This window comes from Streptomyces apocyni, assembly GCF_009739465.1.
Taxonomy (GTDB): Bacteria; Actinomycetota; Actinomycetes; order Streptomycetales; family Streptomycetaceae; genus Streptomyces; species Streptomyces apocyni.
Map to the genome: position 1 here is coordinate 94,013 of NZ_WHOM01000044.1, position 25,909 is coordinate 119,921.

At 71.4% G+C, this 25,909-nt stretch carries 26 protein-coding genes and 1 pseudogene; 18 read left to right on the plus strand and 9 right to left on the minus strand.

The features are described from left to right. Positions 1–9 precede the first annotated feature (9 nt). A complete protein-coding gene (locus GCN81_RS09545) occupies positions 10–585 on the minus strand; it encodes a LysE family translocator (protein ID WP_407697956.1) in 576 nt (191 codons plus the stop codon). Between GCN81_RS09545 and GCN81_RS31800 the strand changes: the two genes are divergently transcribed. Beyond that, a complete protein-coding gene (locus tag GCN81_RS31800) occupies positions 575–757 on the plus strand; it encodes a hypothetical protein (protein ID WP_197287554.1) in 183 nt (60 codons plus the stop codon). The two genes, GCN81_RS09545 and GCN81_RS31800, sit on opposite strands and share 11 nt — an antisense overlap. Positions 758–787: 30 nt before the next feature. On the opposite strand, the gene GCN81_RS09550 is transcribed toward GCN81_RS31800, so the two are convergent. Then, positions 788–1,219, minus strand: coding sequence for an ATP-binding protein (locus GCN81_RS09550; RefSeq protein WP_156723663.1), 432 nt, complete (start codon positions 1,217–1,219; stop codon positions 788–790). Between the two features lie 247 nt (positions 1,220–1,466). Here GCN81_RS09550 and GCN81_RS09555 point away from each other — a divergent pair, with 247 nt between their 5' ends. Both GCN81_RS09555 and GCN81_RS09560 read left to right on the plus strand, forming a co-directional pair. Then, positions 1,467–2,330: a helix-turn-helix domain-containing protein gene (locus tag GCN81_RS09555; RefSeq protein WP_156723665.1), complete on the plus strand. Its 864-nt coding sequence runs from the start codon at positions 1,467–1,469 to the stop codon at positions 2,328–2,330. Between the two features lie 9 nt (positions 2,331–2,339). Then, entirely contained in the window at positions 2,340–2,588 is a 249-nt protein-coding gene (locus GCN81_RS09560) for a DUF397 domain-containing protein (protein WP_156723667.1), read from the plus strand. Between the two features lie 36 nt (positions 2,589–2,624). Here the strand turns inward: GCN81_RS09560 and GCN81_RS09565 are convergent, their stop codons facing one another. Next, positions 2,625–3,797 (minus strand): 8-amino-7-oxononanoate synthase, encoded by a 1,173-nt coding sequence (locus tag GCN81_RS09565; protein WP_156723669.1) that lies wholly within the window; start codon positions 3,795–3,797, stop codon positions 2,625–2,627. Between the two features lie 199 nt (positions 3,798–3,996). On the opposite strand from GCN81_RS09565, the gene bioB reads away from it, so the two are divergent. From bioB to bioD, 3 genes are read left to right on the plus strand one after another with little or no spacing between them, the layout of a single operon-like run. After that, entirely contained in the window at positions 3,997–5,190 is a 1,194-nt protein-coding gene (gene bioB, locus GCN81_RS09570; protein WP_156723671.1) for a biotin synthase BioB, read from the plus strand. Further along, on the plus strand, positions 5,183–6,499 hold the full coding sequence (locus GCN81_RS09575) for an adenosylmethionine--8-amino-7-oxononanoate transaminase (RefSeq protein WP_156723672.1): 1,317 nt from the start codon (positions 5,183–5,185) through the stop codon (positions 6,497–6,499). The genes bioB and GCN81_RS09575 overlap by 8 nt, the downstream gene beginning before the upstream one ends. A 38-nt stretch (positions 6,500–6,537) precedes the next feature. After that, positions 6,538–7,296, plus strand: a complete 759-nt coding sequence (gene bioD / locus GCN81_RS09580) for an ATP-dependent dethiobiotin synthetase BioD (protein WP_156723674.1) — start codon at positions 6,538–6,540, stop codon at positions 7,294–7,296. Here the strand turns inward: bioD and GCN81_RS09585 are convergent. Continuing rightward, on the minus strand, positions 7,288–8,235 hold the full coding sequence (locus tag GCN81_RS09585) for an EamA family transporter (protein ID WP_156723676.1): 948 nt from the start codon (positions 8,233–8,235) through the stop codon (positions 7,288–7,290). The two genes, bioD and GCN81_RS09585, sit on opposite strands and share 9 nt — an antisense overlap. A 79-nt stretch (positions 8,236–8,314) precedes the next feature. Between GCN81_RS09585 and GCN81_RS09590 the strand changes: the two genes are divergently transcribed. Continuing rightward, a complete protein-coding gene (locus tag GCN81_RS09590) occupies positions 8,315–9,202 on the plus strand; it encodes a LysR family transcriptional regulator (RefSeq protein WP_156723853.1) in 888 nt (295 codons plus the stop codon). On the opposite strand, the gene GCN81_RS09595 is transcribed toward GCN81_RS09590, so the two are convergent. Beyond that, the gene (locus GCN81_RS09595; protein WP_231626570.1) at positions 9,186–9,650 is read right to left on the minus strand and encodes a hypothetical protein; all 465 of its coding nucleotides are present in this window, start codon (positions 9,648–9,650) and stop codon (positions 9,186–9,188) included. The two genes, GCN81_RS09590 and GCN81_RS09595, sit on opposite strands and share 17 nt — an antisense overlap. Positions 9,651–9,874: 224 nt before the next feature. Between GCN81_RS09595 and GCN81_RS09600 the strand changes: the two genes are divergently transcribed. From GCN81_RS09600 to GCN81_RS09630, 7 genes are all read left to right on the plus strand, one after another. After that, on the plus strand, positions 9,875–10,546 hold the full coding sequence (locus GCN81_RS09600) for a class I SAM-dependent methyltransferase (protein WP_156723678.1): 672 nt from the start codon (positions 9,875–9,877) through the stop codon (positions 10,544–10,546). A 150-nt stretch (positions 10,547–10,696) separates the two neighbouring features. Further along, positions 10,697–11,521 carry an ABC transporter ATP-binding protein gene (locus GCN81_RS09605; RefSeq protein WP_156723680.1) on the plus strand — a complete coding sequence of 275 codons (825 nt, stop codon included), beginning with the start codon at positions 10,697–10,699 and terminating at the stop codon, positions 11,519–11,521. A gap of 7 nt (positions 11,522–11,528) precedes the next feature. Then, on the plus strand, positions 11,529–14,093 hold the full coding sequence (locus GCN81_RS09610) for an ABC transporter permease (RefSeq protein WP_156723682.1): 2,565 nt from the start codon (positions 11,529–11,531) through the stop codon (positions 14,091–14,093). 22 nt (positions 14,094–14,115) lie between these two features. After that, positions 14,116–15,015 (plus strand): DUF4232 domain-containing protein, encoded by a 900-nt coding sequence (locus GCN81_RS09615; protein WP_156723684.1) that lies wholly within the window; start codon positions 14,116–14,118, stop codon positions 15,013–15,015. A 47-nt stretch (positions 15,016–15,062) separates the two neighbouring features. Then, complete coding sequence (locus GCN81_RS09620) at positions 15,063–15,488, plus strand: GNAT family N-acetyltransferase (protein ID WP_156723686.1); 426 nt, start codon at positions 15,063–15,065, stop codon at positions 15,486–15,488. 178 nt (positions 15,489–15,666) lie between these two features. Further along, positions 15,667–17,007, plus strand: a complete 1,341-nt coding sequence (locus GCN81_RS09625; protein WP_156723688.1) for a hemolysin family protein — start codon at positions 15,667–15,669, stop codon at positions 17,005–17,007. Further along, positions 17,004–18,017 (plus strand): hemolysin family protein, encoded by a 1,014-nt coding sequence (locus tag GCN81_RS09630; protein WP_156723690.1) that lies wholly within the window; start codon positions 17,004–17,006, stop codon positions 18,015–18,017. The genes GCN81_RS09625 and GCN81_RS09630 overlap by 4 nt, the downstream gene beginning before the upstream one ends. A 44-nt stretch (positions 18,018–18,061) precedes the next feature. On the opposite strand, the gene GCN81_RS09635 is transcribed toward GCN81_RS09630, so the two are convergent. Further along, entirely contained in the window at positions 18,062–18,424 is a 363-nt protein-coding gene (locus GCN81_RS09635; protein WP_156723692.1) for a DUF1304 domain-containing protein, read from the minus strand. Positions 18,425–18,564: 140 nt separating this feature from the next. Between GCN81_RS09635 and GCN81_RS09640 the strand changes: the two genes are divergently transcribed. The 3 genes from GCN81_RS09640 to GCN81_RS09650 all read left to right on the plus strand — a co-directional run bounded on the left by GCN81_RS09640 (position 18,565) and on the right by GCN81_RS09650 (position 22,160). Next, positions 18,565–19,344, plus strand: coding sequence for an SGNH/GDSL hydrolase family protein (locus GCN81_RS09640; protein ID WP_156723694.1), 780 nt, complete (start codon positions 18,565–18,567; stop codon positions 19,342–19,344). Between the two features lie 94 nt (positions 19,345–19,438). Continuing rightward, a complete protein-coding gene (gene purB, locus GCN81_RS09645; protein ID WP_156723696.1) occupies positions 19,439–20,881 on the plus strand; it encodes an adenylosuccinate lyase in 1,443 nt (480 codons plus the stop codon). 121 nt (positions 20,882–21,002) lie between these two features. Continuing rightward, positions 21,003–22,160, plus strand: a complete 1,158-nt coding sequence (locus GCN81_RS09650; RefSeq protein ID WP_156723697.1) for an ROK family transcriptional regulator — start codon at positions 21,003–21,005, stop codon at positions 22,158–22,160. Between the two features lie 50 nt (positions 22,161–22,210). Here GCN81_RS09650 and GCN81_RS09655 read toward each other — a convergent pair whose 3' ends face one another. Together GCN81_RS09655 and GCN81_RS09660 are read right to left on the minus strand one after the other, a co-directional pair. Then, positions 22,211–22,972: a GntR family transcriptional regulator gene (locus GCN81_RS09655; protein WP_156723699.1), complete on the minus strand. Its 762-nt coding sequence runs from the start codon at positions 22,970–22,972 to the stop codon at positions 22,211–22,213. A gap of 123 nt (positions 22,973–23,095) precedes the next feature. Next, positions 23,096–23,977: an RNA polymerase sigma-70 factor gene (locus GCN81_RS09660; RefSeq protein WP_156723701.1), complete on the minus strand. Its 882-nt coding sequence runs from the start codon at positions 23,975–23,977 to the stop codon at positions 23,096–23,098. 96 nt (positions 23,978–24,073) lie between these two features. Between GCN81_RS09660 and GCN81_RS09665 the strand changes: the two genes are divergently transcribed. After that, positions 24,074–24,904, plus strand: a complete 831-nt coding sequence (locus GCN81_RS09665) for an alpha/beta fold hydrolase (RefSeq protein ID WP_156723703.1) — start codon at positions 24,074–24,076, stop codon at positions 24,902–24,904. A 561-nt stretch (positions 24,905–25,465) separates the two neighbouring features. On the opposite strand, the pseudogene GCN81_RS33055 reads toward GCN81_RS09665, so the two are convergent. After that, positions 25,466–25,825 (minus strand): annotated as a pseudogene (locus tag GCN81_RS33055) (EamA family transporter); the annotation flags it as partial. Between the last annotated feature and the right edge of the window lie 84 nt (positions 25,826–25,909).

Sequence of the window (25,909 nt, forward strand, 5' to 3'; positions counted from 1 at the left end):
GCCGGAACATCAGCCCGCCAGCGGCGCCGCCAGCAGGGTCAGCCCCAGCGCGGCCAGGGCCGTACCGCTGACTCCTTCGATGGCGCGGGCCGTACGCGGTCCGCGGAGCCAGCGGCCGAGCCGGTCCACGAGCAGGGCGACGGCCTGGAACCAGACCGCGGCGAGCCCGACGATGATCGCTGCCAGCAGCAGGGTGCGCGGCATCGCCGGGCTCGAGGCGGGTACGAACTGGGGCAGCACGCTGAGGAAGGTGATCGATGCCTTGGGATTGAGGGCGTTGGTGAGGAACCCCTGACGCAGGGCGCTACGGGGACTCACAGCCTCTGGCCCCTCGGCCGGGTCGCCGTCGGTCGCACCGCCGGTGGGCGCCGTACGCGGCCGGGCAGCGGCGCGCAGCGCCCCGTACCCGAGGTAGAGCACGTAGGCGCCGCCCAGAATCTGCAGGCCGCGAAAGAGCGCCGGGACCGCCGCGAGCACAGCGGCGACCCCGGCCACGGCGAGAGCGGTGTGGACCAGCAGTCCGGCCGCGATGCCGAGCGCGCAGGCGGCGCCCGCCCGGCGCGAGGCGAGGGCGTTGCGCACCACGATGGTGGTGGTGGCGCGGCAGGCCCTGACCCCGGTGAACGTGCGGCTGCTCGACCCGCCGGGACTGCGTCGTACGATCTCGGCGGTGTACCGGGCCGATGAGCCAAACCTCGCGGCGGACACCCTACGAGCCCTGCTGCGTGGCGCGTTCGGGCGCGCCGGGGTGTCCTGAGCTCTGGTCGTCCCTGACTGTCCCTGGTGGTCAGTTCTGGACGGGTGCGGTCCAGGGCAGGCTGATCGAGATGGTCTTGCCACCCTCGGCGGTCGGCCGGACCGTGAGGCGGCCGCCGCACTCGGCGGTCAGCCAGCGGATGATAACCATGCCCCGGCCGTTGTCCTGCTGGACGGCCGCGGGCAGCCGCTTGGGGAACCGGGGGTGACTGTCCGTCACCCCGATCCGTAGCTCCTCGTCACGCTCGAGCGTCAGGTCGACCGTGAAGGTCGGCGACTGACCGAAGGTGTGCTGTACGGCGTTGGTGGCGAGTTCGGAGACGATAAGTCTCACGGTGTCGGACACTTCGGCATCGCCGGGCAGTCCCCAATCAGCCAACATGCCGCTGACGTATTTCCGCGCCGCGGACACCGAGGCGGGCTCGCTCGGCAGAGTGACGGATGCTTCCTGATGATCTGCCATGGCGACGCTGTCCCTTTCCCACCGGGGCCGAACTCCGCCACATAGCGGTTGTCGCGGGGCTGCCTCGGACTGGTGCTTCGCGCCAGACTGCCACTCCGTGGCCGCCGAAGTGGTCGATCCCCCAAGATATGCATATATCTGTCGCCCGAAGCGGTGAACTCTGCTACGGAAGAACGTATTTGGGCGAGACTGGTCTGTTGGAGTAGGGAGTAGGGGTGAGTAACCGGGCGGCCAAGAGGAGGCAGCGATGCGATACGGCCCCGTGGTCCGACGGCGCAAGCTGGGCGCCGAGCTCCGCTCCCTGCGTGACCAGGCCGGGCTGACCAGCGGCGAGGTCGCGCGGCTCGTCGGCTGGCATCAGTCCAAGGTGAGCCGGATCGAGACGGGGCGCAGCGCCGCGAAGCCCGCGGACGTACGACTGCTACTCGACCGATACGACGTCCGCGACCCCGAACTCCGGGCACTGCTCGAGGCGTTGGCGGGCACGGAGGGCGACGGCGTGGCGCGCCATCAGTGGTGGCACGCGTACAAGGGGCTGCTGCCGGCCGCCTACCGGGACTTCATCAGTCTGGAGTCTCAGGCCTGCCGGATGCGCACGCTGGAGACCTCGGTGGTGCCGGGGCTGTTACAGACGCCGGAATACGCGCGCGCGGTGACCCGGGCGGCACTGGGCGGGCTGACCGAATCCGAGGTGGAGGCACTGGTCGAGGTCCGGCTGGCCCGCCAGGATGTGCTGCGCGCCGACCCGCCGTTGGAGCTGAGCGCGGTGCTCGACGAGGCGGTGCTGCGTCGGCCGGTGGGTGGGTACGGGGTGATGGCGCGGCAGTTACGCGGGTTACGGGAGGCTATGCGCCTGCCTCAGGTGCGGTTGCAAGTTCTACCATTCTCCGCGGGGGCACATATCGGCCTCACTGGATCTTTCGTCATGTTCTCATTCCCGAACATTTCTGATCTGGATGTGGTTGTTCTCGACCACATGACGAGTAGCCTCTATCTCGAGCGGAAAGAAGACCTCCAGGCCTATACCGAGGCCTTCACCTCCCTCCAGGAACATGCGCTTTCGGCAGAGGACACACGGGAATTCATCGCCGGGATCGGTGACGGCGCGTAAGGAGGCACCATGTCTGCACTGCCTCGGTACGTCTCTCCCAGCACCACTCTCAGCTCCGCCCCGCACCGTGCTCGGTGGCGGCGCAGCAGTCGCAGCACGGGCATGAACAACTGTGTCGAGGCCGCGTGCCTCGGCGGCGGACCGCTGACCGGAATGCTGGCGGTACGCGACTCCAAGAACCAGGCGGGGGCCGCACTGCTCTTCTCCCCCGCCGCCTGGGAACCCTTCCTCGCGGCGGTCACGGACGACATGTTGTAGTTCGCTCTCGTTCGCTCTCGTTCGCTCTCGTTCAGGCTATTCCGCGGCGCCTTGGGGTGCGGCGGCGACGACGGTCCGTACGGCGTCGTCGATCTGCTGGTCCGTCAGGTCCCCGCGCGCCGTGAGCCGGAGCCGGGAGATGCCGTCTGGCACGGACGGCGGGCGGAAGCAGCCGACGACGAGCCCCGCGGTACGGCAGTCGGCCGCCCAGCGCACCGCCTCGTCCGGCGAGGGGGCGCAGACGGAGACGACGGCCGCGTCAGGCCGTACCGCCCGCAGGCCCGCGGCGGTGAGCCGGTCGTACAGCGCGGCCGCCACCTCGCGGGCCCGCTCGGCGCGCTCGGGCTCGCGGCGCAGCAGCCGCAGCGCCGCGAGAGCACCGCCCGTCGCGGCGGGGGCGAGGCCGGTGTCGAAGATGAACGTGCGGGCGGTGTTGACCAGGTGGTCGATCACCCGGGCGGGGCCCAGGACGGCGCCGCCCTGACTGCCGAGGGACTTGGACAGCGTGACGGTGACGACGACATCCGGCGCGCCCGCGATGCCCGCCGCGTGTGCCGCGCCCCGGCCCCCCGAGCCGAGTACGCCAAGGCCGTGCGCGTCGTCCACCAGGAGCCCGGCCCCGTACGCCCGGCAGGTCTCGGCCAGCGCGGGCAGTGGGGCCGCGTCGCCGTCCACCGAGAAGACCGAGTCGGTGACCGTGAGCGCGGGCCCGGCGTGGGCGTCCAGGGCCTTACGGACGGCCTCGGGGTCGGTGTGCGGGACGACCGAGGTCGCGGCGCGGGCCAGGCGGCAGCCGTCGATCAGTGAGGCGTGGTTGGCCGCGTCCGAGACGATGAGGGAGCCGTGCGGGGCGAGCGCGGTGACGGCGGCGAGATTGGCGGCGTAACCGGAGGACAGGACCAGCGCCGACTCGAATCCACAGAATTCCGCTAGTTCCCGCTCAAGACGGGCATGGAGGGCGGTACTCCCGGTGACCAGCCGGGAGCCGGTCGCGCCCGCGCCCCACAGCCGGGCCGCTTCGGCGGCGCCTTCGGTGACCTCCGGATGGCGGGTGAGGCCCAGGTAGTCGTTGCTCGCGAGATCCAGCGAGGTCCCGTCGGCCAGGCGGGGGCGTAGGGTGCGCACCAGACCGGCGCGGCGACGCTGCTCGGCCTGGGCGTCGATCCAGCGGAACGGGTCCTGGGCATCATCGGTCGCCTGGCGGTACATCGGCCGTCCCTAAGGGTCGTCGCTCTGCGTATCTCGCACGGTGCGTGTCGCGCTGCGTATGTCGCTCTTTGTATGCAGTCAACAGACCCTAACGGGACAGAGCCGAGGTCATAATGTGGCGATACCCACACCCCTATCGCCACCTGTTGTTCGGTTCCTACTTGGCCGAGGGTGGTGCGGTAGGCGAGGATCAGACCTCATGGACCTGCTGAACACGCTGGTGGACAAGGGGCTTCGGCGCGAGCTGCCGACCCGCGAAGAGGCGCTCGCCGTATTGGCGACCTCCGACGACGAGCTTCTGGACGTAGTGGCCGCGGCCGGAAAGGTGCGGCGGCAGTGGTTCGGGCGGCGGGTGAAGCTCAATTACCTGGTGAACCTGAAGTCCGGGCTCTGTCCCGAGGACTGCTCGTACTGCTCACAGCGGCTCGGCTCCAAGGCCGAGATCCTCAAGTACACCTGGTTGAAACCGGATGAGGCCTCCGAGGCCGCGGCCGCCGGTGTCGCGGGCGGCGCCAAGCGGGTGTGCCTGGTGGCGAGCGGGCGCGGCCCCACGGACCGCGACGTCGACCGGGTCGGGAAGACCATTGAGGCGATCAAGGAGCAGAACGAGGGTGTCGAGGTCTGTGCCTGCCTCGGGCTGCTCTCCGACGGCCAGGCCGAGCGGCTGCGCTCGGCGGGCGCCGACGCGTACAACCACAACCTGAACACCTCCGAGGCGACCTACGGGGACATCACCACCACCCACACCTACGCGGACCGGGTGGAGACGGTGCACCAGGCGCAGGCCGCCGGGCTCTCCGCCTGCTCGGGGCTGATCGCGGGCATGGGCGAGAGCGACGCCGACCTGGTCGACGTGGTGTTCTCGCTGCGGGAGCTCGACCCGGACTCGGTCCCGGTGAACTTCCTGATCCCCTTCGAGGGCACCCCGCTCGCCAAGGAATGGCACCTCACCCCGCAGCGGGCGCTACGCATCCTGGCGATGGTGCGGTTCGTCTGTCCGGACGTGGAGGTACGGCTCGCGGGTGGCCGCGAGGTGCATCTGCGGACGCTCCAGCCGCTGGCCCTGCACCTGGCCAACTCGATCTTCCTCGGCGACTACCTCACCAGTGAGGGCCAAGCGGGTCAGGCCGACCTGGACATGATCAAGGACGCGGGCTTCGAGGTCGAGGGCACGGACAACGTGACCCTGCCCGAGCACCGGCTGCCCAAGGACCGGCAGTCGGACGAGGCCTCCGGGTGCGGTTCCCACCAGGGCGGATGCGCGCCGTGCGGTTCCGAGGCCGCCCCGGAGAGCGACGCGGTCGCCGAGGAGCCCGCCTCCTCCGATGCTCGTACGGACCTGGTGGCGGTACGCCGCCGGGGCGCGGGAACGGACCTCGCGCCCAATGCCTGACCCGCACGCGACGCCTGACCCGCGCGCTACGCCTGACTCGCGGGTTCAGGAGCTCATCGAGCTCGACCGCAGACATGTCTGGCATCCCTACGGGCCGATGCCGGGGCGCGTCGACCCGCTGGTCGTGGAGTCCGCCTCCGGCGTACGGCTGCGGCTGGCGGACGGCGGCGACGAGCTGGTCGACGGCATGGCGTCCTGGTGGTCGGCGATCCACGGCTACAACCACCCGGTGCTCAACGACGCGGTGCGCGGCCAGCTGGAGCGGATGAGCCATGTGATGTTCGGCGGGCTCACCCATGAGCCCGCCGTCCGGCTCGCGAAGCGTCTTGTCGACATTTCACCCGACGGCCTTGAGCATGTCTTCCTCGCCGACTCCGGTTCGGTCTCGGTCGAGGTCGCGATCAAGATGTGTCTGCAGCACTGGCGGTCTGTTGGCCGCCCCGCCAAGCGGCGGCTGCTGACCTGGCGCGGCGGGTACCACGGCGACACCTGGCAGCCCATGTCGGTCTGCGACCCCGACGGCGGGATGCACGAGCTGTGGTCGGGCGCGCTGCCCCGGCAGGTGTTCGTGGACCCGCCGCCCGCGGAGTACGAGGAGTCGTACGCCGACGAGCTGCGCGAGGCTATCGCGCGGCACGCCGACGAGCTGGCGGCGGTGATCGTGGAGCCCGTGGTGCAGGGCGCGGGCGGGATGCGGTTCCACTCCCCCGCGTATCTGCGGGTACTGCGCGAGGTGTGCGACGAGCAGGACGTGCTGCTGGTCTTCGACGAGATCGCGACCGGGTTCGGGCGCACGGGCACGCTCTTCGCCGCTGAGCACGCGGGCGTGACCCCCGATGTGATGTGTGTCGGCAAGGCGCTGACCGGCGGCTATATGACGATGGCGGCGACGCTGTGCACCTCGCGGGTGGCGGAGGGGATCTCCCAGGGCGAGGTGCCGGTGCTCGCGCACGGGCCGACGTTCATGGCGAACCCGCTGGCGGCAGCGGTGTCCTGCGCTTCGATCGACCTGCTGCTCGCGCAGGACTGGCAGACGGAGGTCAAGCGCGTCGAGTCGGGCCTGCGCGAAGGGCTGGCGGCCGCGTGGGAGGTGCCCGGGGTGATGGACGTACGGGTCCTGGGCGCGATCGGTGTCGTCCAGCTGGACCACCAGGTGGACATGGCGGCGGCCACGGACGCGGTGCGGCGCGCGGGGGTGTGGCTCCGGCCGTTCCGCGACCTGATCTACGCGATGCCGCCGTACATCACGGGGGACGAGGACGTGGCACGGATCTGCCGCGCGATGTGCGCGGCCGCGACGGCGGGCTGACCGGTGCGGCGTACGAGGTGGATGGGGAGAACAGGGCGATGACGGTTCTGGTGGTCACGGGGACCGGTACCGAGGTCGGCAAGACCGTGGCGACGGCGGCGGTGGCCGCTGTCGCGCTCGCGGCCGGGCGCACGGTGGCGGTGCTGAAGCCCGCGCAGACCGGGGTCGGCCCCGGTGAGCGCGGCGACGCGGACGAGGTGGTACGGCTGGCGGGTCACCTCACCGCGCTCGAGCTGGCCCGCTACCCCGAGCCGTTGGCGCCCGCGACAGCCGCGCGGCGGGCGGGGCTGCCTCCCGTACGGCCGCAGGAGATCGCCGACGCGGCGCGGAAGCTGGCCACCGAGCACGATCTGGTGCTGGTCGAGGGGGCGGGCGGGCTGCTCGTACGCTTCGACGACGGCGACCCTGACGGCGGCGGCGATGGCGAAGGCGGTGGCGGTGGCGGCAGCACGCTGGCTGACGCGGCGCGGTTGCTGGGCGCTCCCGTGCTGATCGTCGCCTCGGCCGGGCTCGGCACCCTGAACACGACCGCGCTGACGGCGGAGGCCCTGCGGGCGCGCTCCCTGCACCCACTCGGCGTCCTGGTCGGCAGCTGGCCACAGCACCCGGACCTCGCCGCGCACTGCAACCTCACCGACCTGCCGACGGTCGCGGGCGCCCCCCTGCTGGGCGCGGTACCGGAAGGCTCCGGCACCCTCACCGGACCGACGTTCCGCTCCCGCGCGCCGCGCTGGCTCGCGCCCGCGCTCGGCGGAACGTGGGACGCGACGGAGGCTCCCGTAACCGGCTCACGCTGACGGGCGTTGGCCGCGTGCAACGCGGCCCGACAGGTTCGAGGGGCTGAGCTGCGCAGCGAGCAGGGCGGCCAGGGCGAGGGCGAAACCAAGGGTCTGCGGCAGGCTCAGTGTCTCGCCGAGTACCGCGCCGATGACGGCCGCGACCAGCGGAGACAGCAGCACCAGCGGTGCCGACGCGCCGACCGGCAGCTTGCCGATCCCCCGGAACCACAGCGTGTACGCGATCAGCCCACCCATGCTGCCGAGCCACAGGTAGCCGCCCACAGCGCCGGCGTCGATCCGCTGCGGCACCCCCTCTGTCGCGAGGGTGAGCGGGAGCAACAGCAAGCCCCCGACCGTCAGCTGCCAGCCCGCCAGGGTCATCGGACCGACCCCGGCGGGACGGCCCCAGCGCTTGACGAGAACGACCCCACCCGCCATGGCGGCCGTGCCGCCGAGACCCGCGAGCACCCCCACGGCGTCCAGCCCGGCGCGCGGTCCGAGCACGACGAGTGCGACGCCGACCACGCCGATCACCCCCCAAGCCCATCCCCAGACCGTCGGCCGGTCACGGAGCGCCACGATCGCCAACCCGGCGACCAGCAGCGGCTGGACAGCGCCGAGGGTGGCGGCGACACCGCCGGGCAGCCGTTCGGCCGCCAGAAAGAGCAGGGGGAAGAAGGCGCCGATGTTGAGTACACCCAGGATGGCGGCCTTCCACCACCAGTCCCCGCGCGGGAGCACCCGGGTCATCACCAGGGCGAGCAGCCCGGCGGGCAGGGCGCGCATCAGCCCGGCGAACAACGGATGCCCGGGCGGCAGCAGTTCCGTGGTCACGGCGTACGTGGTGCCCCAGGCCGCGGGAGCGCACGCGGTCAGCGCGACGATGGCCACCTGCCGCGCGGCGGACGACGTCCGCGGCGGGCCCGGTGACCGGTCGGTCTTGGTCAAGGTCTGCATGGTGATCGAGTGTCCGCCGATCGCACCATGAGTCCAACACATGCTTGTCATCACAGCTATGAACCGAAACGATGGTGCGGTGGATCTCCAGCAGATGCGGTACGTCGTCGCCCTCGCCGAAACCCGCAACTTCACCCGCGCCGCGGAGCGCTGCTCCGTGGTGCAGTCGGCCCTCAGCCACCGGATCGCCAGCCTGGAACGGGAGCTCGGGGTCCGGCTGTTCGCCCGGTCCAGCCGCCGCACCGAACTCACCAGCGCCGGAACGGCGTTCCTCGCCAGGGCGCGGGAGTGCCTGGCCGCTGCCGACCGCGCGGTCGCCGACGCCGCCGACGCGGCCGGAGTGGTACGCGGCCGACTAGCCGTGGGCATGATCGTGACCACGGCCGCCGTTGACGTACCCGAACTGCTCCAGCGGTACCGCGCCCGGCACCCGGACGTCCACGTCATCCTCCGTGCCGGAGGCAGCGACACGCTGGCGGCGGCGATTCGGAACAGCGAACTGGACATCGCCTTCCTCGGGCTTCCGGAAGGCGAGCGGCCATCCGGTGTGGAGACCGTCACGCTCGATCACGACGAGCATGTGCTGGTCGTGTCAACCAGCCACCGGTTCGCGGGCGTTTCTCAGGTCACGCTGCGGGACATCGCCCAGGAGACGTTCGTGGACTTCATCGCCGGGACCCCCGGCCGGGCCCAGTCAGATCAGGCGTTCGCCGCCGCGGGCCTGGTCCGTGACGTCGCGTACGAGGCGGGGGCGGCGCTGATCACCCGGCTGATCGCACGCGGCCTCGGCATCGCGCTGCTGCCGTCGGCGTTCATCCGCCCGCTGGCCGCCGACGATCCGGAACTGGCGCTGGTCCCCGTGGTCGACGGGCCGCGTCGCGTCGAGTATCTGGCGTGGAGCCGGTTCAACCCCAGCCCGGCCACCCGCGCCCTGCTCGACATCCTCGGAGTCAGAGCCCAGGTGTAGCCACTCCCCCGTCGCCGCCCCACGCCTCACTCCCGTGGACCACGCCCACGCGGTCGGCGACGCGGGTGGCGCGCTGCATCCGGAGCGCGTCGACGGACTCCGCCAGCAGTTCGTACTCCGTCGTGTCGTCGGACGTGGCGAAGCGGATGAGCTGGCCGTGCGCGAGGCCTTCGGCGACGGTGCCCTGGACGGCCGGGTCGTCGCGCCAGGCCCGCAGGTCATCGGAGGGGTCCGGCACATGGTCGGCGACCGGCACCAGCGCCCGTACCGGCACATACTCGCTGTCGGGGGCGGGGTCGAGCCGCTCGGCGATCCAGGTCGCCCGCTCGCGCAGCCACCACAGGGCCAGCGCCAGGGAGGGCGCACGGTAGGTGCCGAGGGGGACGCCGACACGCCGTCCGCCGCACACTCCGTACGCGGTGACATGGCACAGGAATTCCTCGTGCACAGCCGCTCCCTCACGCCGTTCTCGACGGTCCTGGCACAGCCTTTCCAGTGGTGCGGGGCAGTCCCATTGTCGTCACGCGTACGGGACAGCGGCATATTCTCGGCACGAATGGCCGATAGTTTTCCCTTGTACCTCAGTCGTCACGGGTGCGCCGTGGCACGGCTGAACCCCGCACGGCGGGGCACAATCGCGGTAACCGTCGCACTCGCCGAGGAGCCTCCGCCATGCCGTCGCGTAGCGCCAAAGTGTCCCGGGACCTCGTGCACCACCCCGTCTTCGCCCGCTTCTACGCACGGCAGAGCGTGGCGGCCGAGACCGTCATGCGCGCCCACCGCGAGGAGCTGCTGGCCGGAATCTCCGGCCGGGTCATCGAGATCGGCGCGGGTAATGGCCTGAACTTCTCGTACTATCCGTCAACCGTGTCCGAGGTGGTGGCGCTCGAACCGGAGCGGTTGCTGCGGAAGTTGGCGGCGGATGCGGCGCTGCGCGCCGAGATGCCGGTTGACGTGGTCCCGGGCGCCGCCGAGGCGCTGCCGGTCAAAAGCGAGGCGTTCGACGCCGCGGTGTTCTCGCTGGTGTTGTGCAGTGTGCGCAGTGTGGAACGCAGCCTGGCGGAGGCCCTGCGGGTGCTGCGACCGGGCGGTGAGCTGCGGTTCCTTGAGCACGGCCGGGCGCCGAGCGGCCGGGTGATGCCGAGGGCGCAGAAGGCGTTGGACCGTACGGTGTGGCCGCTGCTGTTCGGGGGCTGTCATGTGGCGCGGGAGCCGCTGGCCGCGATCGAGGACGCGGGGTTCTCGGTGGTGACGTACCGGCGATTGCTGATCCCCGCGAGAGGGCCGCGGCTGCCGTCGTCGTACTGCGTGCTCGGCACGGCTCGGCGTCCCGGCACCGCTTAGCGGGAAAGCGGCGCCGTGGCGGGGTCGACTTCACTGGCCCTTACAGACACACCGGAACCGCTACCTCGGAGGGATACCGACGGCGCACGGTGGCGCTCTACCCTCGGTAGTCGTACGCGCGTCCGTGCGGCGGGAACTGGGGAGGCGGACTTGTCCACAGCCAAGACAGCCAGCGACACGGGCCCCGACCAGGCCGATCAGATCGCGGCGCGGGCCCGCGGCCTGACCAAGGCGTACGGCTCGGGTGAGACCACCGTGCTCGCCCTGGACTCGGTCGATGTGGACATCATCCGGGGCCGGTTCACCGCGGTGATGGGGCCGTCGGGTTCGGGGAAGTCCACGCTGATGCATTGCCTGGCCGGGCTCGACGCGGTCTCCGCGGGGCAGGTGTGGCTGGGGTCGACCGAGATCACCGGACTGCGGGACAAGGAGCTGACGCGGCTGCGCCGGGACCGTATCGGCTTTATGTTCCAGGCGTTCAATCTGCTGCCGACGCTCACCGCGGCCGAGAACATCACGCTGCCGATGGACATCGCGGGGCGCAAGCCGGACGCCGAGTGGCTGGAGCGCGTCATCGAGACCCTGGGCCTCAGGGACCGGCTGCGGCACCGGCCCGCGCAACTCTCCGGCGGGCAGCAGCAGCGCGTGGCCTGCGCCCGGGCGCTCGCGTCACGGCCCGAGCTGATCTTCGCCGACGAGCCGACCGGCAACCTGGACTCGCGGGCGGGTCTTGAGGTGCTGGGCTTTCTGCGCGAGGCCGTCGACGAGCTGGCTCAGACGGTGGTGATGGTCACCCATGACCCGGGCGCCGCGGCCCACTCCGACCTGGTGCTGTTCCTCGGGGACGGCCGCATCGTCGACGAGATGCCGGACCCCACGGCTGAGGCGGTGCTGGAGCGGCTGAAACGGTTCGACACGATCCGATTGCCGGACGCGCCGCGTCGGACTCAGGCCCACGAGACCCCAGAGAGCTGAGGCCGCCGTGTTGAAGGCGACGTTGCGGAGCTTCTTCGCACACAAGGGCCGGCTGGCGCTCTCGGCGCTGGCGGTGCTGCTGTCCGTGGCGTTCGTCTCGGGCAGCCTGATCTTCTCGGACACGGTGAACCGCACCTTCGACCGGCTCTTCGCTTCCACCTCGGCCGATGTGTCCATCGGGCCCAAGGAAGGCATCAGCGAAGCCGTCCCGTCGGGGATCACGCCGACCGTCCCCGCCGAACTGGCTGACCGGGTGGCCACGGTGGACGGTGTCGCCAAGACCGAGGTCGACGTCGGCGTGGACAACATCACCATCGTCGACACGCACAACGAGTCGGTGGGCTCGACGACCGGCGCCCCGACCATCGCGGTCAACTGGTACGAGAGCGACCGCAGTCCCGTAGAGCTGACCGACGGGCGCGCCCCGCGTGGCGCGGACGAGGCGCTGCTCGACGCGGACACCGCGGACCGCAAGAACGTGTCGATCGGGGACACCCTGAAGATCCTGGCGCGGCCAGGCTCCTTCGAGGTCGAAGTCGTCGGCATCGCGACCTTCACCACCACCAACCCGGGCGCCGCGCTGGTCTTCCTGGACACCGAGACGGCCCAGAGCAAGCTGCTGGGCGACCCGGGGCTGGCGACCAGCATCGGGGTGGAGGCGGCCCCCGGCGTGAGTGATGACGAGCTCAAGCGGAGCGTCGTCGCCGAACTGGGCGCCGACTACGACGTGAAGACGGCGGACGAAGTGGCCAAGTCCGCGGCGGAGGAGCTGGGCGGGTTCCTGGACATCATCAAATACGTCATGCTGGGATTTGCCGGAATCGCCTGTCTGGTGGGCGTGTTCCTGATCGTCAACACCTTCTCCATGCTGATCGCCCAGCGCACCCGTGAGCTGGGCCTGATGCGCGCGCTGGGCGCGGATCGCCGTCAGGTGCGCCGCTCGGTACTGACCGAGGCGCTGCTGCTCGGGCTGGTCGGCTCGACGCTTGGCCTGGCCGCCGGGATCGGCCTGGCGTTTGGGCTGATCAAGCTGATGGGCGTCTTCGGGATGAACCTGAAGTCCACCGAGATGGTCATCGGGTGGGCGACTCCCGTCGCCGCGTACGTGGTCGGGGTCGGCGTCACGTTTGTCGCGGCGTACCTCCCGGCGCGGCGGGCCGCGCGGGTCTCGCCGATGGCCGCGCTGGCCGATGTGGAGGTCTCCGGCTTCGGGCGGCCGCTGAAGGTGCGCGCGGTGGTGGGTGTCCTCGTCGGGGCGGCCGGGGCGGCGGCGCTGATCGGGTGCGCGGTGAGCGAGGACACCGGGAACGCGGCGTCGCTGCTCGGGCTCGGCATCGTCCTCACCCTGATCGCGACCGTCATCGCGGGGCCGCTCCTGGTACGTCCGGTGATCCGGGTCCTGGGCGGCGCGTTCCCCGCGGTCTTCGGCTCGGTCGGCCGGATGAGCCAGCGCAACGCCCTGCGTAATCCGCGTCGTACGGGTGCCACCGCCGCCGCGCTGATGGTGGGTCTCGCGCTGGTGGGCGGGCTCGGGGTGGCCAGCGCCTCGATGACGAAGTCCTTCGACGAGCAGATCGACCGGACCCTGGGCGCCGACTTCATCGTGCAGAACAGCAACTTCCTGCCGTTCCCCGAGGAGGTCACCCGGCAGGTCCGCGCCGCCGAGGGCGCCGGTCTTGTCGTACGCCAGCGGTACGCGCCCGTGGAGTTGAGCCTGCCGGACGGCAAGAAGGTCACCTCGACGGCCGGGGCCTACGAGGACCAGTTGGACGACGTCGCCAAGATCGTGTACACGGACGGGGACACCGCGGCCGCCCTGGCCCTGGACCACATCGCCATGGACCGGGAGTTCGCCGAGGACCACGGCGTGCGGATCGGCACCGTACTGCCCGTCGAGTTCCCGGCGAGGCGCGAGGCCCGGCTCACCGTCGGCGCGCTCACCGACCAGCCGGGTACGAGCGGGCCCGGCACCCAGGGCAACCTGTTCATCGGCTTCGGCACGGCCGAGAAGTACCTCCCCGACGGTCAGGACTCGGCGCTGTTCGTGAACGCCGCGTCCGGCACCAGCGCCGACACGCTCCGGGCGAGTCTGGAGACGGCCCTGGAGCCGTACCCCCAGGTGCAGGTCCGCGACCAGGCCGACTACAAGGAGCTGATCCGCGAACAGATCGCCGTCCTGCTCTACCTCGTGTACGCGCTGCTCGGCCTGGCCATCGTGATCGCCGTGCTCGGTGTCGTGAACACCCTCGCGTTGTCGGTCGTGGAGCGCACGCGGGAGATCGGGCTGCTGCGCGCGATCGGGCTGGCCCGGCGGCAGTTGCGCCGCATGATCCGCCTGGAATCGGTGGTGATCGCGGTGTTCGGCGCGGTGCTCGGTCTCGCGCTGGGCCTGGTGTGGGGGCTGGCCGCCCAACGCGTCCTGGCCCTCCAAGGGATGACGGCGCTGGAGATCCCGTGGGGCACGATCCTGATCGTGGTCGCCGGTTCGGTGGTGGTGGGCCTGGCGGCCGCGCTGCTGCCCGCGCTGCGGGCCTCACGGATGAACGTCCTGGCCGCTATCGCGCATGAGTAGGGCGTTCTGATCAACTAGGCGGATGCGTCACACCTCCTCGATCACCCTCCCCGCCGCACTCCCGGTCGCCCTTGCCGGTGTCCTGCTGCTCACGGCGTGCGGAACGCAGCCCGCCGGCACACCCGACCCACCCGTCACGCCCGGAGCGTCCGGCGGCCCCGGTCCGTCGGCTCTGCCCGGCGACCCGGCTGACCTGGAGAAGGACGGGGTTCGCATCACCGCGATAGGCGACGACGCGCGCGACAGCGAGTTCGAGGTCACCAACGACGCGTCCGAACCGTTCACTTACACGATCACCTTCTCCTTGCTGTCAGAGTCAGGAGGAGCACTGGCGAACCCGAAGCAGACAGTGCCGTCCGTCAAACCGGGTCAGACGCTGAGGCGCACACTGACCATGGGCGATTCCCCTTCCCCGCGTTCCGCTCAGGCCACACGCGTAAAGATCCTCACGGTACGGCGCGTGCCCGCCGCGGAAGCCCCCTCCGAAGGAGGGCCCTGCCCGCGCTCAGGACTGCGCGTGTACGCCGGTCGAGGTGATGCCGCGATGGGCCTGCGCGTCGTGAGCCTCCACCTGGTGAACTGCGGCACCCGAACCGAGCGGCTCAACGGCTACCCGCGGCTCGAGCTCATCGACGAGGACCACAAACCGGTCAAGGACGTACAGATCCTCGAAGGCGGCAGCACCATCGCCACCGGCACGGGCACCGACGGCGAGCCGCAACCGATCGAGCTCCAGCCAGGCGAGGCCGCCTCCGCGGGCCTGACCTGGCGCAACACCACCGAAGCCGGTCCGGCCCCGGTACACGCCCCGTACGTCCGCGTACGAGCGAAGCCCGGCGCCGACCCGGTGATGGTGACCCCCGAACTCGACCTGGGCACGACCGGGAAGCTCGGCGTCGGCCCCTGGAAGAAAAACGAGTAGCCGAATCTCGCTCGCCAGGCCGGTCCGGGCTCTGCTTGGGTCGGGGTATGAGTGATCTTCTTGTTCGTCGCGGAACCCTCGCGGACATCGACACCGTGCTGAAGTTCTGGCGTGAGGCCGCCGAAGGTACGAGCATCAGTGATGACTACGACGGAGTGGCGCGGCTCGTCAGGACGGACCCCGAGGCGCTCCTGCTCGCGGAGCGCGACGGGCTCCTCGTCGGGACGGTGATAGCGGGGTTCGACGGGTGGCGCTGCTCCGCCTATCGGCTGGCGGTGCATCCACAGTGGCGGCGGCAGGGTGTCGGCAGCGCTCTGATGGAGGCGGCGGAGCGGCGCTTCGTGGCGTTGGGCGGGCGGCGGGCTGACGCGATGGTTCTGGAGGCCAATGAGCGGGCCCAGCGCGCCTGGGGTGCGGGTGGCTATCGGCGGGAAGACCACTGGCGGCGGTGGGTGAAGCCGCTTACCGGATGAGGGCGCCTGCGGGCTGAGGCCGGTTACCAGCTGAGCTGGGCCCGCTACCGCTCACTTACCATGGGGTCACTCCCGTGATCTCCGGAACGGTGTGAGCGTCCGTCCCTGGGCGAGCCTCCTGGTACCCGATATCGCGCCGTCACCGCCACAGTGCCCGATCATGGGACGGAGGTGACCGATGACGGAAGTACTTCTGCTCGCCGTAGCCGTACTGCTCTGCTTCGCGTGTGGCGCCTTCGTCGCGGCGGAGTTCTCGTTGACCACCGTGGAGCGCAGCGAGCTCGAAGGCGCTATCGAGCGCGAGGAGCGCGGTGCGGCCAGTGCGCTCAAGGCCGTGCGTACCCTGACGTTCCAGCTCTCCGGCGCCCAGCTCGGGATCACGGTCACGAATCTGATCATCGGAATGCTCGCCGAGCCCTCGATCGCCCGGCTGATCGCGAGTCCGCTGAGGAGCGCGGGCGTCCCGGTCGCGGCCGTTCCGTCCATCGCGCTGTCCCTCGGTACGGGGCTGTCGACGGTCTTCCTGATGGTCGTCGGGGAGCTGGTACCCAAGAACTGGGCGATCTCCTCGCCGCTGGCCGTCGCCAAACGGGTGGCCACCCCGCAGCGCTGGTTCAGCGCCGCGTTCCGCCCGCTGATCACCCACCTCAACAACACCGCGAACCGCACGGTGCGCCGCCTCGGCATGGAGCCCACCGAGGAGCTGGTGTCGGCCCGCGGGCCGCAGGAGCTGGTGGCCCTGGCGCGCCACTCGGCGAAGGAGGGAGCGCTGGAGGCGGACACCGCGGAACTGTTCGTCCGCACCCTGAACCTCGCCGACCTCACCGCCGAGAACGTGATGACCCCCCGCGTCCAGGTCATCGCCCTCGACGTCCGGGCGACGGCGGAGGACGTGGCGTCCGCGACCCGGGCGACGGGGCTGTCCCGCTTCCCCGTCTACCGCTCCAGCCTGGACTCGGTCGTCGGGGTGGCACACATCAAGGACGTCCTGGAGGTTCCCGCTGAGCACCGGGCACGCTACCCGGTCTCCGAGCTGCTGCGTGAGGCCCTGCTGGTGCCGGAGTCACTCACTGTCGACCGGCTGCTCGACCGGCTGTCGGCCAAGCGCACGATGGCCGTCGTGATCGACGAGTACGGCGGTACGGCTGGTGTCGCCACGCTGGAGGACATCGTCGAGGAGGTCGTCGGCGAGGTACGGGACGAGCACGACCCGCTGGAGACCCCCGACCTGGCCCCGGCCGGACACGACGCCGCAGGCCGCAAGGTGTACTCCGCCTACGGCGCCGCCCGTATCGACCAGCTCGCGACGATCGCGCTACGCCCGCCGGACGGCCCGTACGAGACCCTCGCCGGTCTGGTCGCCACCCGGCTCGGCCGTATCCCGGCCGTCGGCGACACGGTCGAGGTCGTGGGCTGGCAGCTGGACGTGGTGGACGCGACCGGGCACCGCGCGGCCCGGCTGCTGCTGCACGCCCCGGCCACCGACGCTGGCCAGGAGACCACGGAGGGGACGCGATGATCGTCATCCAGCTGCTGACCGGTGTCGCGATGATCGCCATCAACGCGTTCTTCGTCGGCGCCGAGTTCTCGCTGATCTCGGTGCGCCGCAGCCAGATCGAGCCGCGCGCCGACCAGGGCGACAAACGGGCCCGCCGGGTGATGTGGGGTCTGCAGCATGTGGCACAGGTCATGGCCGCGGCGCAGCTCGGCATCACGCTGACCACCCTGGTCCTGGGCGCGGTCGCGGAGCCCGCGATCGCGCATCTGCTGGAGCCGGTGTTCGACGGGGTCGGGGTGCCGCACGGCCTGGTCCACCCGGTCGCGTTCGTGATCGCGCTGACCCTGGCGACGTATCTGCACATGCTGACCGGCGAGATGATCCCGAAGAACATCGCGCTCGCGGAGCCGGTCCGCACCGCGCTGCTGCTCGGCCCGCCGCTGGTGGCGCTGACCCGGGCGCTGCGCCCGGTGATCTTCGCCATCAACGCCTTCGCCAACGCGTTGCTGAAGCTGCTGCGCGTCGAGACCAGGTCGGAGGTGGCCGCGACGTTCTCGGACGACGAGCTGGCCCGGATGGTCCGGGACTCCGGCGAGGCGGGGCTGATCGACGGCCGGGCCCAGGAGCGGCTGCACGACGCGCTGGAGCTGGGCCGCCGTCCGGTCGCCGATGTGGTGCTGCCGCTGGAACGGGTGGTGTACGCGCGGGTGGGGGTGACCCCGGAGCAGCTGGAGCGGCTCTCGTCCGAGTCCGGCTTCTCCCGGTTCCCGGTCGTCGACTCGGGCCTGCGGATCGTCGGCTATCTGCACGTCAAGGACGCGCTGGACGCGATGCCGCGGGACCTGCCGTTCCAGGTGCCGGACATGCGGCAGATCGCCCGGGTCCGGGAATCCACTCCGCTGGACGACGTCCTCACGGCGATGCGCCGCAGCCGTACCCATGTGGCGGCCGTGATCGGCGAGGACGGCCGCCTGTCGGGCATGGTCACCATGGAGGACGTACTGCGAGAGCTGTTCGGACAGTCGGCCTAGTGCCGATCTGCCCCCTCCGACCCCTCCGACCGGTCCGGACAGTCTCAGTGGGCCAGCAGGACCAGCACCAGCGCGGCCAGGGCCGGGACGGTCTGCACGAAGAGGATCTTGCGGGACGCCGTCGCGGCGCCGTACAGCCCGGCGACGGCGACGCAGACCAGGAAGAAGATCCGCACCTGGAAGCCGACCGGATCAGCGGCGAAGGCGCCCCACAGGAGCCCGGCCGCCAGGAAGCCGTTGTACAGGCCCTGGTTGGCGGCGAGCGCCTTGGTGGAGGCCGCGAACTCCTCCGTCGTGCCGAAGGCGGCCCGGGCCCGCGGGGTGGTCCACAGGAACATCTCCAGGACCAGGATGTAGAGGTGCAGCAGGCCGAGCGCGGCGACGGCGATCATGGCGATGACGGACATGCGCACACGCTACGTCACTCCGCGATGGCCGGGCCCCTCCGAGATCAGCGAGTGCGGCGACCGCGCCCGGCGGACCGCTCCGGCGTGGACCAGCCCGCGCCGTGCCGTCGTCCGCGCCGCCGGATAGCATCGCTCCCGCCATGGAGATGAATGCCACGCACACCAGTCTCGTCGCGATCGGCGACTCGTTCACCGAGGGCATGTCCGACCGGCTGCCCGACGGTTCCTACCGCGGCTGGGCCGATGTCCTGGCCGGTCGGATGGCGGCTCGTGAGCCCGGGTTCCGGTACGCGAACCTCGCCGTACGCGGCAAGCTGATCGCGCAGATCGTCGACGAGCAGGTCGACGCCGCCGTGGCGATGCGTCCCGACGTCGTGACCCTGGTGGGCGGTCTCAACGACACGCTGCGCCCCAAGTGCGACATGGGGCAGGTGAAGGACCTGCTTGAGGAGGCGGTGGTGCGGCTGGCACCGTCGTGTCAGCGGCTGGTCCTGATGCGCAGCCCCGGTCGGCAGGGGCCGGTGCTGGCGCGTTTCCGGCCGCGGATGGAGGAGCTGTTCGCGCATATCGACACACTCGCCGCCCGGCACGACGCGCTGGTGGTCGACCTGTACGGGGCCGATGTGCTCGGTGACCAGCGGATGTGGGACGTCGACCGGCTGCACCTGACGCGCGAGGGGCACGGCAGAGTCGCCGAGGCTGTCTGGCAGACCCTCGGCTACGAGCCCGAGGACGACTGGCGCTCGCCCCTGCCGCCCGCCGTCCCGCCGGGCTGGCTGACCCGGCGCAGGGCGGACGCGCGGTTCGCCCGGGAACACCTGGGTCCGTGGATCGGCCGCCGCCTCACAGGCCGGTCCTCCGGCGACGGGCTCCCGCCCAAGCGGCCGGAGCTGCTCCCGTGGGACCCGGCCCGGCCGTAGCACCCGCGCGGCGGCCTTCGCGTCGGCCTTCGTAGCAACCTACGAGCAGGCCCTCGGCGCTGGCCTGCACAAACCGCCAGTAGAATGCCCGACTGTGACTGCTGTGTCTGCGAAGCCTCGTATCCCCAATGTTCTGGCCGGCCGCTACGCCTCCGCGGAGCTCGCCGCCCTCTGGTCCCCCGAGCAGAAGGTGAAGCTGGAGCGTCAGCTCTGGCTCGCCGTGCTGCGCGCGCAGAAGGACCTCGGGATCGAGGTGCCGGACGCCGCGCTGGACGACTACGCGCGCGTGCTCGACACCGTCGACCTGGCGTCGATCGCCGAGCGCGAGAAGGTGACCCGGCACGATGTGAAGGCCCGCATCGAGGAGTTCAACGCCCTCGCCGGGCACGAGCACGTACACAAGGGCATGACGTCCCGTGACCTCACCGAGAACGTCGAGCAGCTCCAGGTCCGCCGCTCTCTTGAGCTGATGCGCGACCGTACGGTGGCGGTGCTGGCCCGGCTCGGGAAGCTGGCGGGTGAGTACGGCGAGCTGGTGATGGCGGGCCGCTCGCACAATGTGGCGGCGCAGGCCACTACGCTCGGCAAGCGGTTCGCGACGGCGGCGGATGAGCTGCTGGTGGCGTACGGGCGCGTGGAAGAGCTGCTGGAGCGGTATCCGCTGCGGGGCATCAAGGGTCCGGTGGGTACGGCCCAGGACATGCTGGATCTGCTGGGCGGGGACGCCGGGAAGCTGGCCGGGCTTGAGGAGCGGATCGCCGCTCACCTCGGCTTCGCGCGGGCGTTCACCTCGGTGGGGCAGGTCTATCCTCGCTCGTTGGACTACGAGGTCGTCACCGCGCTGGTGCAGCTGGCCGCCGCGCCGTCGTCGGTCGCCAAGACGATCCGGCTGATGGCCGGGCACGAGCTGGTGACCGAGGGCTTCAAGCCCGGCCAGGTGGGTTCCTCCGCCATGCCGCACAAGATGAACACCCGTTCCTGTGAGCGGGTCAACGGCCTGATGGTCATCCTGCGCGGCTACGCGTCGATGACCGGTGAGCTGGCGGGCGACCAGTGGAACGAAGGCGATGTGTCCTGCTCTGTGGTGCGTCGGGTCGCGCTGCCTGACGCGTTCTTCGCGCTGGACGGCCTGCTGGAGACGTTCCTGACGGTGCTGGACGAGTTCGGGGCGTTCCCGGCCGTGGTCGCCCGTGAGCTGGACCGCTATCTGCCGTTCCTGGCCACCACCAAGGTGCTGATGGGCGCGGTGCGCGGCGGTGTGGGCCGCGAACTGGCGCACGAGGCCATCAAGGAGAACGCGGTGGCTTCCGCGCTGGCCATGCGCGAGCAGGGCGCCGAGCGCAACGAACTGCTGGACAAGCTGGCCGCGGACGAGCGGATTCCGCTGGACCGGGCCGAGCTGGACGCGCTGATGGCCGACAAACTGTCCTTCACGGGCGCGGCGGGCGATCAGGTCGCGGCCGTGGTGTCCCGTATCGAGGAGATCGTGAAGCGGCATCCTCAGGCCGCGGGGTACGCGCCGGGCGCGATCCTCTGAGCGAGCCGCCGGTAGACCGGCGGTAGCTCGTCTGTGGGTCGGTGGGTGGGCCGCCCTCGCCGCGTGTTCGACGCTGCGAGTACGATCCGCCCATCACTCGGGCGAGCTGGGAGGATCTACGGTGGGGCGGCTGACCGGCGGGGACCCGTCTCTGCTGCGGCGGATCAACTCCGCGGTGGTGTTGCACGCGCTGCGCGGCACGGATTCGGCGACCCTGACCGAGGTCACCCGGGTCACGGGGCTGTCGCGGCCCACCGTCGAGGGCGTCGTCGAAGGGCTGATCGAGGCCGGGCTTGTGGTGGAGGCCGCCGCCGACGAGGGGGCGACGCGTCGCCAGGGGCGTCCGGCGCGCCGGTTCCGGTTCCGGGCCGAGGCGGGGCATCTGCTGGGCCTTGAGGTGGGGCCGCACCGGGTCGCCGCCGTGCTGTCCGACCTCGACGGCCGTGTGATCGGCACCGGTCAGAAGGACGTCGACGAAGCCGCGCCCGCGGAGGAACGGCTCGACCGGCTGCGTACGGCGGTCGCCGACGTGCTGCGGCGGGCCGGTACGGCGCGCGGTTCCCTGCGGGCCGTGGGCGTGGGCACGCCGGGCATCGTGGAGACCGACGGGACGGTGCGTCTCAGTACGGCCCTGCCGGGCTGGACGGGGCTCGCGCTGGGCGAACGGCTGCGGCGGTCGTTCAAGTGCCCGGTGCTGGTGGAGAACGACGCCAACGCCGCCGCCGTCGCGGAGCACTGGAAGGGCGCGGCGACCGAATCCGATGACGTGGTGTTCGTCCTGGCCGGGCTCAGTCCCGGGGCCGGGGCGCTGATCGGGGGACGGCTGCACCGCGGGTACGGCGGCGCCGCTGGCGAGATCGGCGCGCTGCACCTGCTGGGCCGCGAGGTCACCCCCGAGTCGTTGCTCTCGACCACCGACGAGCCGCTGCACCCCTTGGACGAGCAGGCGGTGACCGAGGTCTTCGCGCTCGCGCGCCAGGGCGATGCCCGGGCCGCGGCCGCCGTCGAGCGGTTCATCCAGCGGCTGGTGCACGATGTGGCCGCGCTGGTGCTGGCGCTTGACCCGGAGCTGGTGGTGATCGGCGGCTGGGCGGCGGGCCTGGACGGCGTACTGGATCCGCTGCGCCGTGAGTTGGCGCGCTACTGTCTGCGTCCGCCACGGGTCGCGCTGTCCGTACTGGGTGAGGCGGCGGTGTCGACGGGGGCGCTGCGGCTTGCCCTGGACCATGTCGAGGAGCAGTTGTTCGCGGTGGAGAGCACGGTGACGGCCCGCCGCTGAGCGGTGTGCGGCGGGCCGTGGGTTTGACGCTCTGACGGTCGGTGTCACCCTCAGACGGTGCTGTGCTCCTGGCTGTGCAGGACTTCGACGGCGCCGCTGTCGCCGAACGTGAGGCGGCAGGTGTCAGCGCGGTAGGTGGCGACGGAGACCGCGGCGGTACGGCCCGCGACGAAGTACCGGGTGGTGACGATCAGTACGGGGGCGCCGGGCAGCCGGTCGAGCTGCTTGGCGTCGTCGGAGCGGGCCGAGCCCAGTTCCACAGCGCGGTCCTCGCCCTCGAGGCTCAGGCCCTGCAGTTCACGCAGCACGGCTTGGGCGCGGGCGATGCCGGAGGGCGCGTCGGCGGCGGCGAGGCGCGGCACCGAAGCGGCGGGCACGTACAGCAACTCGGCGGCGACGGGCTGTCCTTCGCTGACCCGCAGGCGGCGCACTACGTGCACGGGCTCGTCCTGAGCGGCGTCCAGCAGCCGGGCCACGGACGCGGGCGGAACCTCCCGCACGCCGTCGGCGAGCTCCCAGGCGGCGTCGGCCGCGCCCGGCCAGCGGTGCGCGGCGGAGCCCACGGACACGCCCATCCGCGGCGGGGCGACGGTGGTGCCGACGCCCCGGCGGCGCTGGAGGCGCCCCTCAAGCTCCAGCTGCTCCAGCGCCTGGCGGAGCGTGGCCCGGGCGACGCCGAAGCGGGCCGCGAGGTCGCGTTCGTTGGGCAGGATCTCGCCCACGGCGAACTCAGAGTCGAGCGCCTCACTGATCACGGTCTTCAGGTGCCGGTACTTCGGCTCCGGCACCGTTTCGAGCTGCGTGGTCCCCACCCTGTTCCTCCGCGGTCCGCAGGTCCCCCGGGCGTTTACATGCCCTTGTTTATTAAAGGTTCCTCACTATCTCAGCGACCATAGAGCTCCCACCCCCCTTGGTCAAGACCAATCGGACGTCCGTTACGCGGCGAACGCGGCAAGCTTGTCCGGGTTGCGGACGATGTAGACGCACTGGATGAGCCCGTCGGCGACCTCCACCTGGAACACGGAGTCGGGCTTGCCCTGGGAGAGCACCAGCAGGGCGGGGCCGCCGTTGATCTCGACGAAGCGGAACTCCGCCTCGATGATCGGCTTTCGGGTGACGCCGTGCAGGAAGCGGCCCACCTTGTCGGCCGTCTCGATGACGCGCAGGGGCGCCTTGGCCTTGCCGCCGCTGTCCCCGACGAGCCGTACGTCGGGCGCGAGCAGGGACATCAGCTCGCCGAGGTCGCCGCCCGCGGCCGCGGCGAGGAAGCGTTCGGTCAGGGCGCGGCACTGGTCCGGGTCCACGTCGTACCGCGGCTTGCGCTCCTCGACATGCTTACGGGCCCGCCCGGCGAGCTGGCGTACGGCCGCTTCGCTGCGCTCCAGCGTCGCGGCGATCTCGGAGAACGGGAAGCCGAAGGCCTCGCGGAGGACGAACACCGCGCGTTCCAGCGGTGACAGCGACTCCAGGACGACCAGGACGGCGAGCGATACGGAGTCCGCCAGGACGGCCCGCTCCGCGGTGTCGGGCACCGTGGGCCCGAAGTCCGTCACCAGGGGTTCGGGAAGCCAGGGCCCCACGTACGCCTCGCGCCGTGACCGCAGCTGGCGGAGCCGGTCGATCGCCAGCCGGGTGGTGATCCGCACCAGGTAGGCGCGCTCCTCCCTGACCTGCGCGCGGTCGGCGGCCGACCAGCGCAGCCAGGCCTCCTGCACGATGTCCTCCGCGTCGCTGACACGGCCGAGCATGCGGTAGGCGACGCCGGTCAGGACGGACCGGTGTGTTTCGAAGACGTCTGTCGCGGAATGGGTTGCCACCCCACCATTGAACCAGGGCCTACCGAACGGTAATCGTTGCTGACAAGCTGTCTACAGCAGTTGTCCGCAGCCGCGTTGCCCACCACGAGGAGCAGCATGTCCGCCACCGTCTCCGTCAGCGTCGACACCCCCAGCGGCCCACGGAGCGTGCGGGTGGCCTACCACCGCGAGGGCTCGGGCGAGCCGCTGCTCCTGCTGCACGGCATCGGGCACCACTGGCAGGCCTGGAACCCGGTGATCGGGATTCTGGCCGCCGAGCGCGACGTCATCGCCGTGGACCTGCCCGGATTCGGCGCGTCGTCTCCGCTGCCCGACGGGGTCCCGTACGGACTGCCGTCGAGCGTGCGCACTCTGGCGGCGCTGTGCGAGGAACTCGGGCTCGAGCGCCCGCATGTGGCCGGGAACTCGCTGGGCGGACTGCTCGCTCTGGAGCTGGGCCGGGAGAAGCTGGCACGCTCGGTGACCGCGCTCTCCCCGGCGGGCTTCTGGTCCAAGAGCGAGCAGCGGTACGCGTTCGGGGTGCTCTGGGCGATGCGGCAGGGTGCGCGGCGGCTGCCGCTGCCCGCGATCGAGCGGCTGTCCCGGTCAGCGGCCGGGCGGGCGGCGCTCACCAGCACCATCTACGCCCGGCCCGGGCGGCGTTCGCCCGAGGCCGTCGTCGCCGAGACCCTGGCGCTGCGCCAGGCCACGGGTTTCCACCAGACGCTCATCGCCGGGCGGGACGTCCGCTACGCGCATGACATCTCCGACATCCCGGTGACCGTCGCCTGGGGCACCCGGGACCGGCTGCTGCTCCGCCGTCAGGGCATCCGGGCCAAGCACACCATCCCCGGTGCGCGGCTGGTGCGGCTGCCGGGGTCTGGCCATGTGCCGATGCACGACGACCCGGCCCGGGTGGCCCGCGTCATCCTCGACACCAGTCGCTGAGCACCCGTCAGCCGCCGAGTACGCGTCAGCCGCTGAGCGCCTGTCCGTCGGCTTGGCGAACACCCCGGACCCCAGCGCGACTCCGATCCCCACCAGAGCGCTGCCCGCCGCCTGGGCGGCCCCGTAGGTCCCCGTACCGACCAGCGGTGCCGTGCAGGCCGCGGCGACGGGGATCAGGCCGGAGAAGAGCGTCGCGCGTTCGGCGCCGATCCGTTGCATGGCGGCGTACCAGCAGACGAATCCAACGACCGTGACGACCACCGCCTGCCAGAGCAGGGCCGCCGCCTCGGTGCCCGTTGGCGTCCGCAGCCAGCCGGAGCCGTCCGCCACCAGGCCGATCAGGGCGGACTCCAGCGCGGCGACGCCGCATACCGTGGCGGACAGCAGCTTGGGTCCCAGCGGCCGCAGAACCGGCACCGCGAGGACCGCGAAGCCGACCTCGCCGACGAGAGCCAGCACCGAGAAGACGATGCCCGCGGTGTCGGTACGGCCCCATCCCTGGACGATGACGGCGCCTGCGGCCACGAGCAGCGCGCCGTACAGGACGATCCGGTTGGGCTTCCTCCCCGCGAGCGTGGGGACCAGGACGGCCACCACGACCGGGGCGCAGCCGACGAAGACGCCGGGTACGGCGGGCTCCGCGGTCCGCTCGGCGGCCAGGATCGCCAGGTTGAACCCGACCATGCCCACGGCGGCGAGCAGCGCGAGGCGGCCCCATTGGGCGCGGGTCAGTCGGCGCAGGGGCGCCATGCCGCCGGTGCCGACGAGGGGCAGGAGCAGCAGGAAGGCGAGGCCGTAGCGCAAAAACTGGCCGCCCGCGTACGGGTACGCGCCGAGCAGACTGTTGGCGGTGAAGGAACCGCCGACCAGGCAGCAGGCCAGGGCGGCGAGCAGGGCTCCTCGGGTGGAGTTGGCGTTCATGGGCCTGACGCTAGGAGGCGCTGTGGCACGGTTTAAGGTCCACTTGGGTGGGCTGTTCGGGGACCACTTTCGCCCGCCGCGCTA

Coding starts and splice junctions, on each gene's coding strand:
- GCN81_RS09550 (WP_156723663.1), bottom strand. CDS start 1,219: ATGGCAGATCATCAGGAAGCATCCGTCACTCTGCCGAGCGAGCCCGCC.
- GCN81_RS09555 (WP_156723665.1), top strand. CDS start 1,467: ATGCGATACGGCCCCGTGGTCCGACGGCGCAAGCTGGGCGCCGAGCTC.
- GCN81_RS09560 (WP_156723667.1), top strand. CDS start 2,340: ATGTCTGCACTGCCTCGGTACGTCTCTCCCAGCACCACTCTCAGCTCC.
- GCN81_RS09565 (WP_156723669.1), bottom strand. CDS start 3,797: ATGTACCGCCAGGCGACCGATGATGCCCAGGACCCGTTCCGCTGGATC.
- bioB (WP_156723671.1), top strand. CDS start 3,997: ATGGACCTGCTGAACACGCTGGTGGACAAGGGGCTTCGGCGCGAGCTG.
- GCN81_RS09575 (WP_156723672.1), top strand. CDS start 5,183: ATGCCTGACCCGCACGCGACGCCTGACCCGCGCGCTACGCCTGACTCG.
- bioD (WP_156723674.1), top strand. CDS start 6,538: ATGACGGTTCTGGTGGTCACGGGGACCGGTACCGAGGTCGGCAAGACC.
- GCN81_RS09585 (WP_156723676.1), bottom strand. CDS start 8,235: ATGCAGACCTTGACCAAGACCGACCGGTCACCGGGCCCGCCGCGGACG.
- GCN81_RS09600 (WP_156723678.1), top strand. CDS start 9,875: ATGCCGTCGCGTAGCGCCAAAGTGTCCCGGGACCTCGTGCACCACCCC.
- GCN81_RS09615 (WP_156723684.1), top strand. CDS start 14,116: ATGCGTCACACCTCCTCGATCACCCTCCCCGCCGCACTCCCGGTCGCC.
- GCN81_RS09620 (WP_156723686.1), top strand. CDS start 15,063: ATGAGTGATCTTCTTGTTCGTCGCGGAACCCTCGCGGACATCGACACC.
- GCN81_RS09625 (WP_156723688.1), top strand. CDS start 15,667: ATGACGGAAGTACTTCTGCTCGCCGTAGCCGTACTGCTCTGCTTCGCG.
- GCN81_RS09630 (WP_156723690.1), top strand. CDS start 17,004: ATGATCGTCATCCAGCTGCTGACCGGTGTCGCGATGATCGCCATCAAC.
- GCN81_RS09635 (WP_156723692.1), bottom strand. CDS start 18,424: ATGTCCGTCATCGCCATGATCGCCGTCGCCGCGCTCGGCCTGCTGCAC.
- GCN81_RS09640 (WP_156723694.1), top strand. CDS start 18,565: ATGGAGATGAATGCCACGCACACCAGTCTCGTCGCGATCGGCGACTCG.
- GCN81_RS09665 (WP_156723703.1), top strand. CDS start 24,074: ATGTCCGCCACCGTCTCCGTCAGCGTCGACACCCCCAGCGGCCCACGG.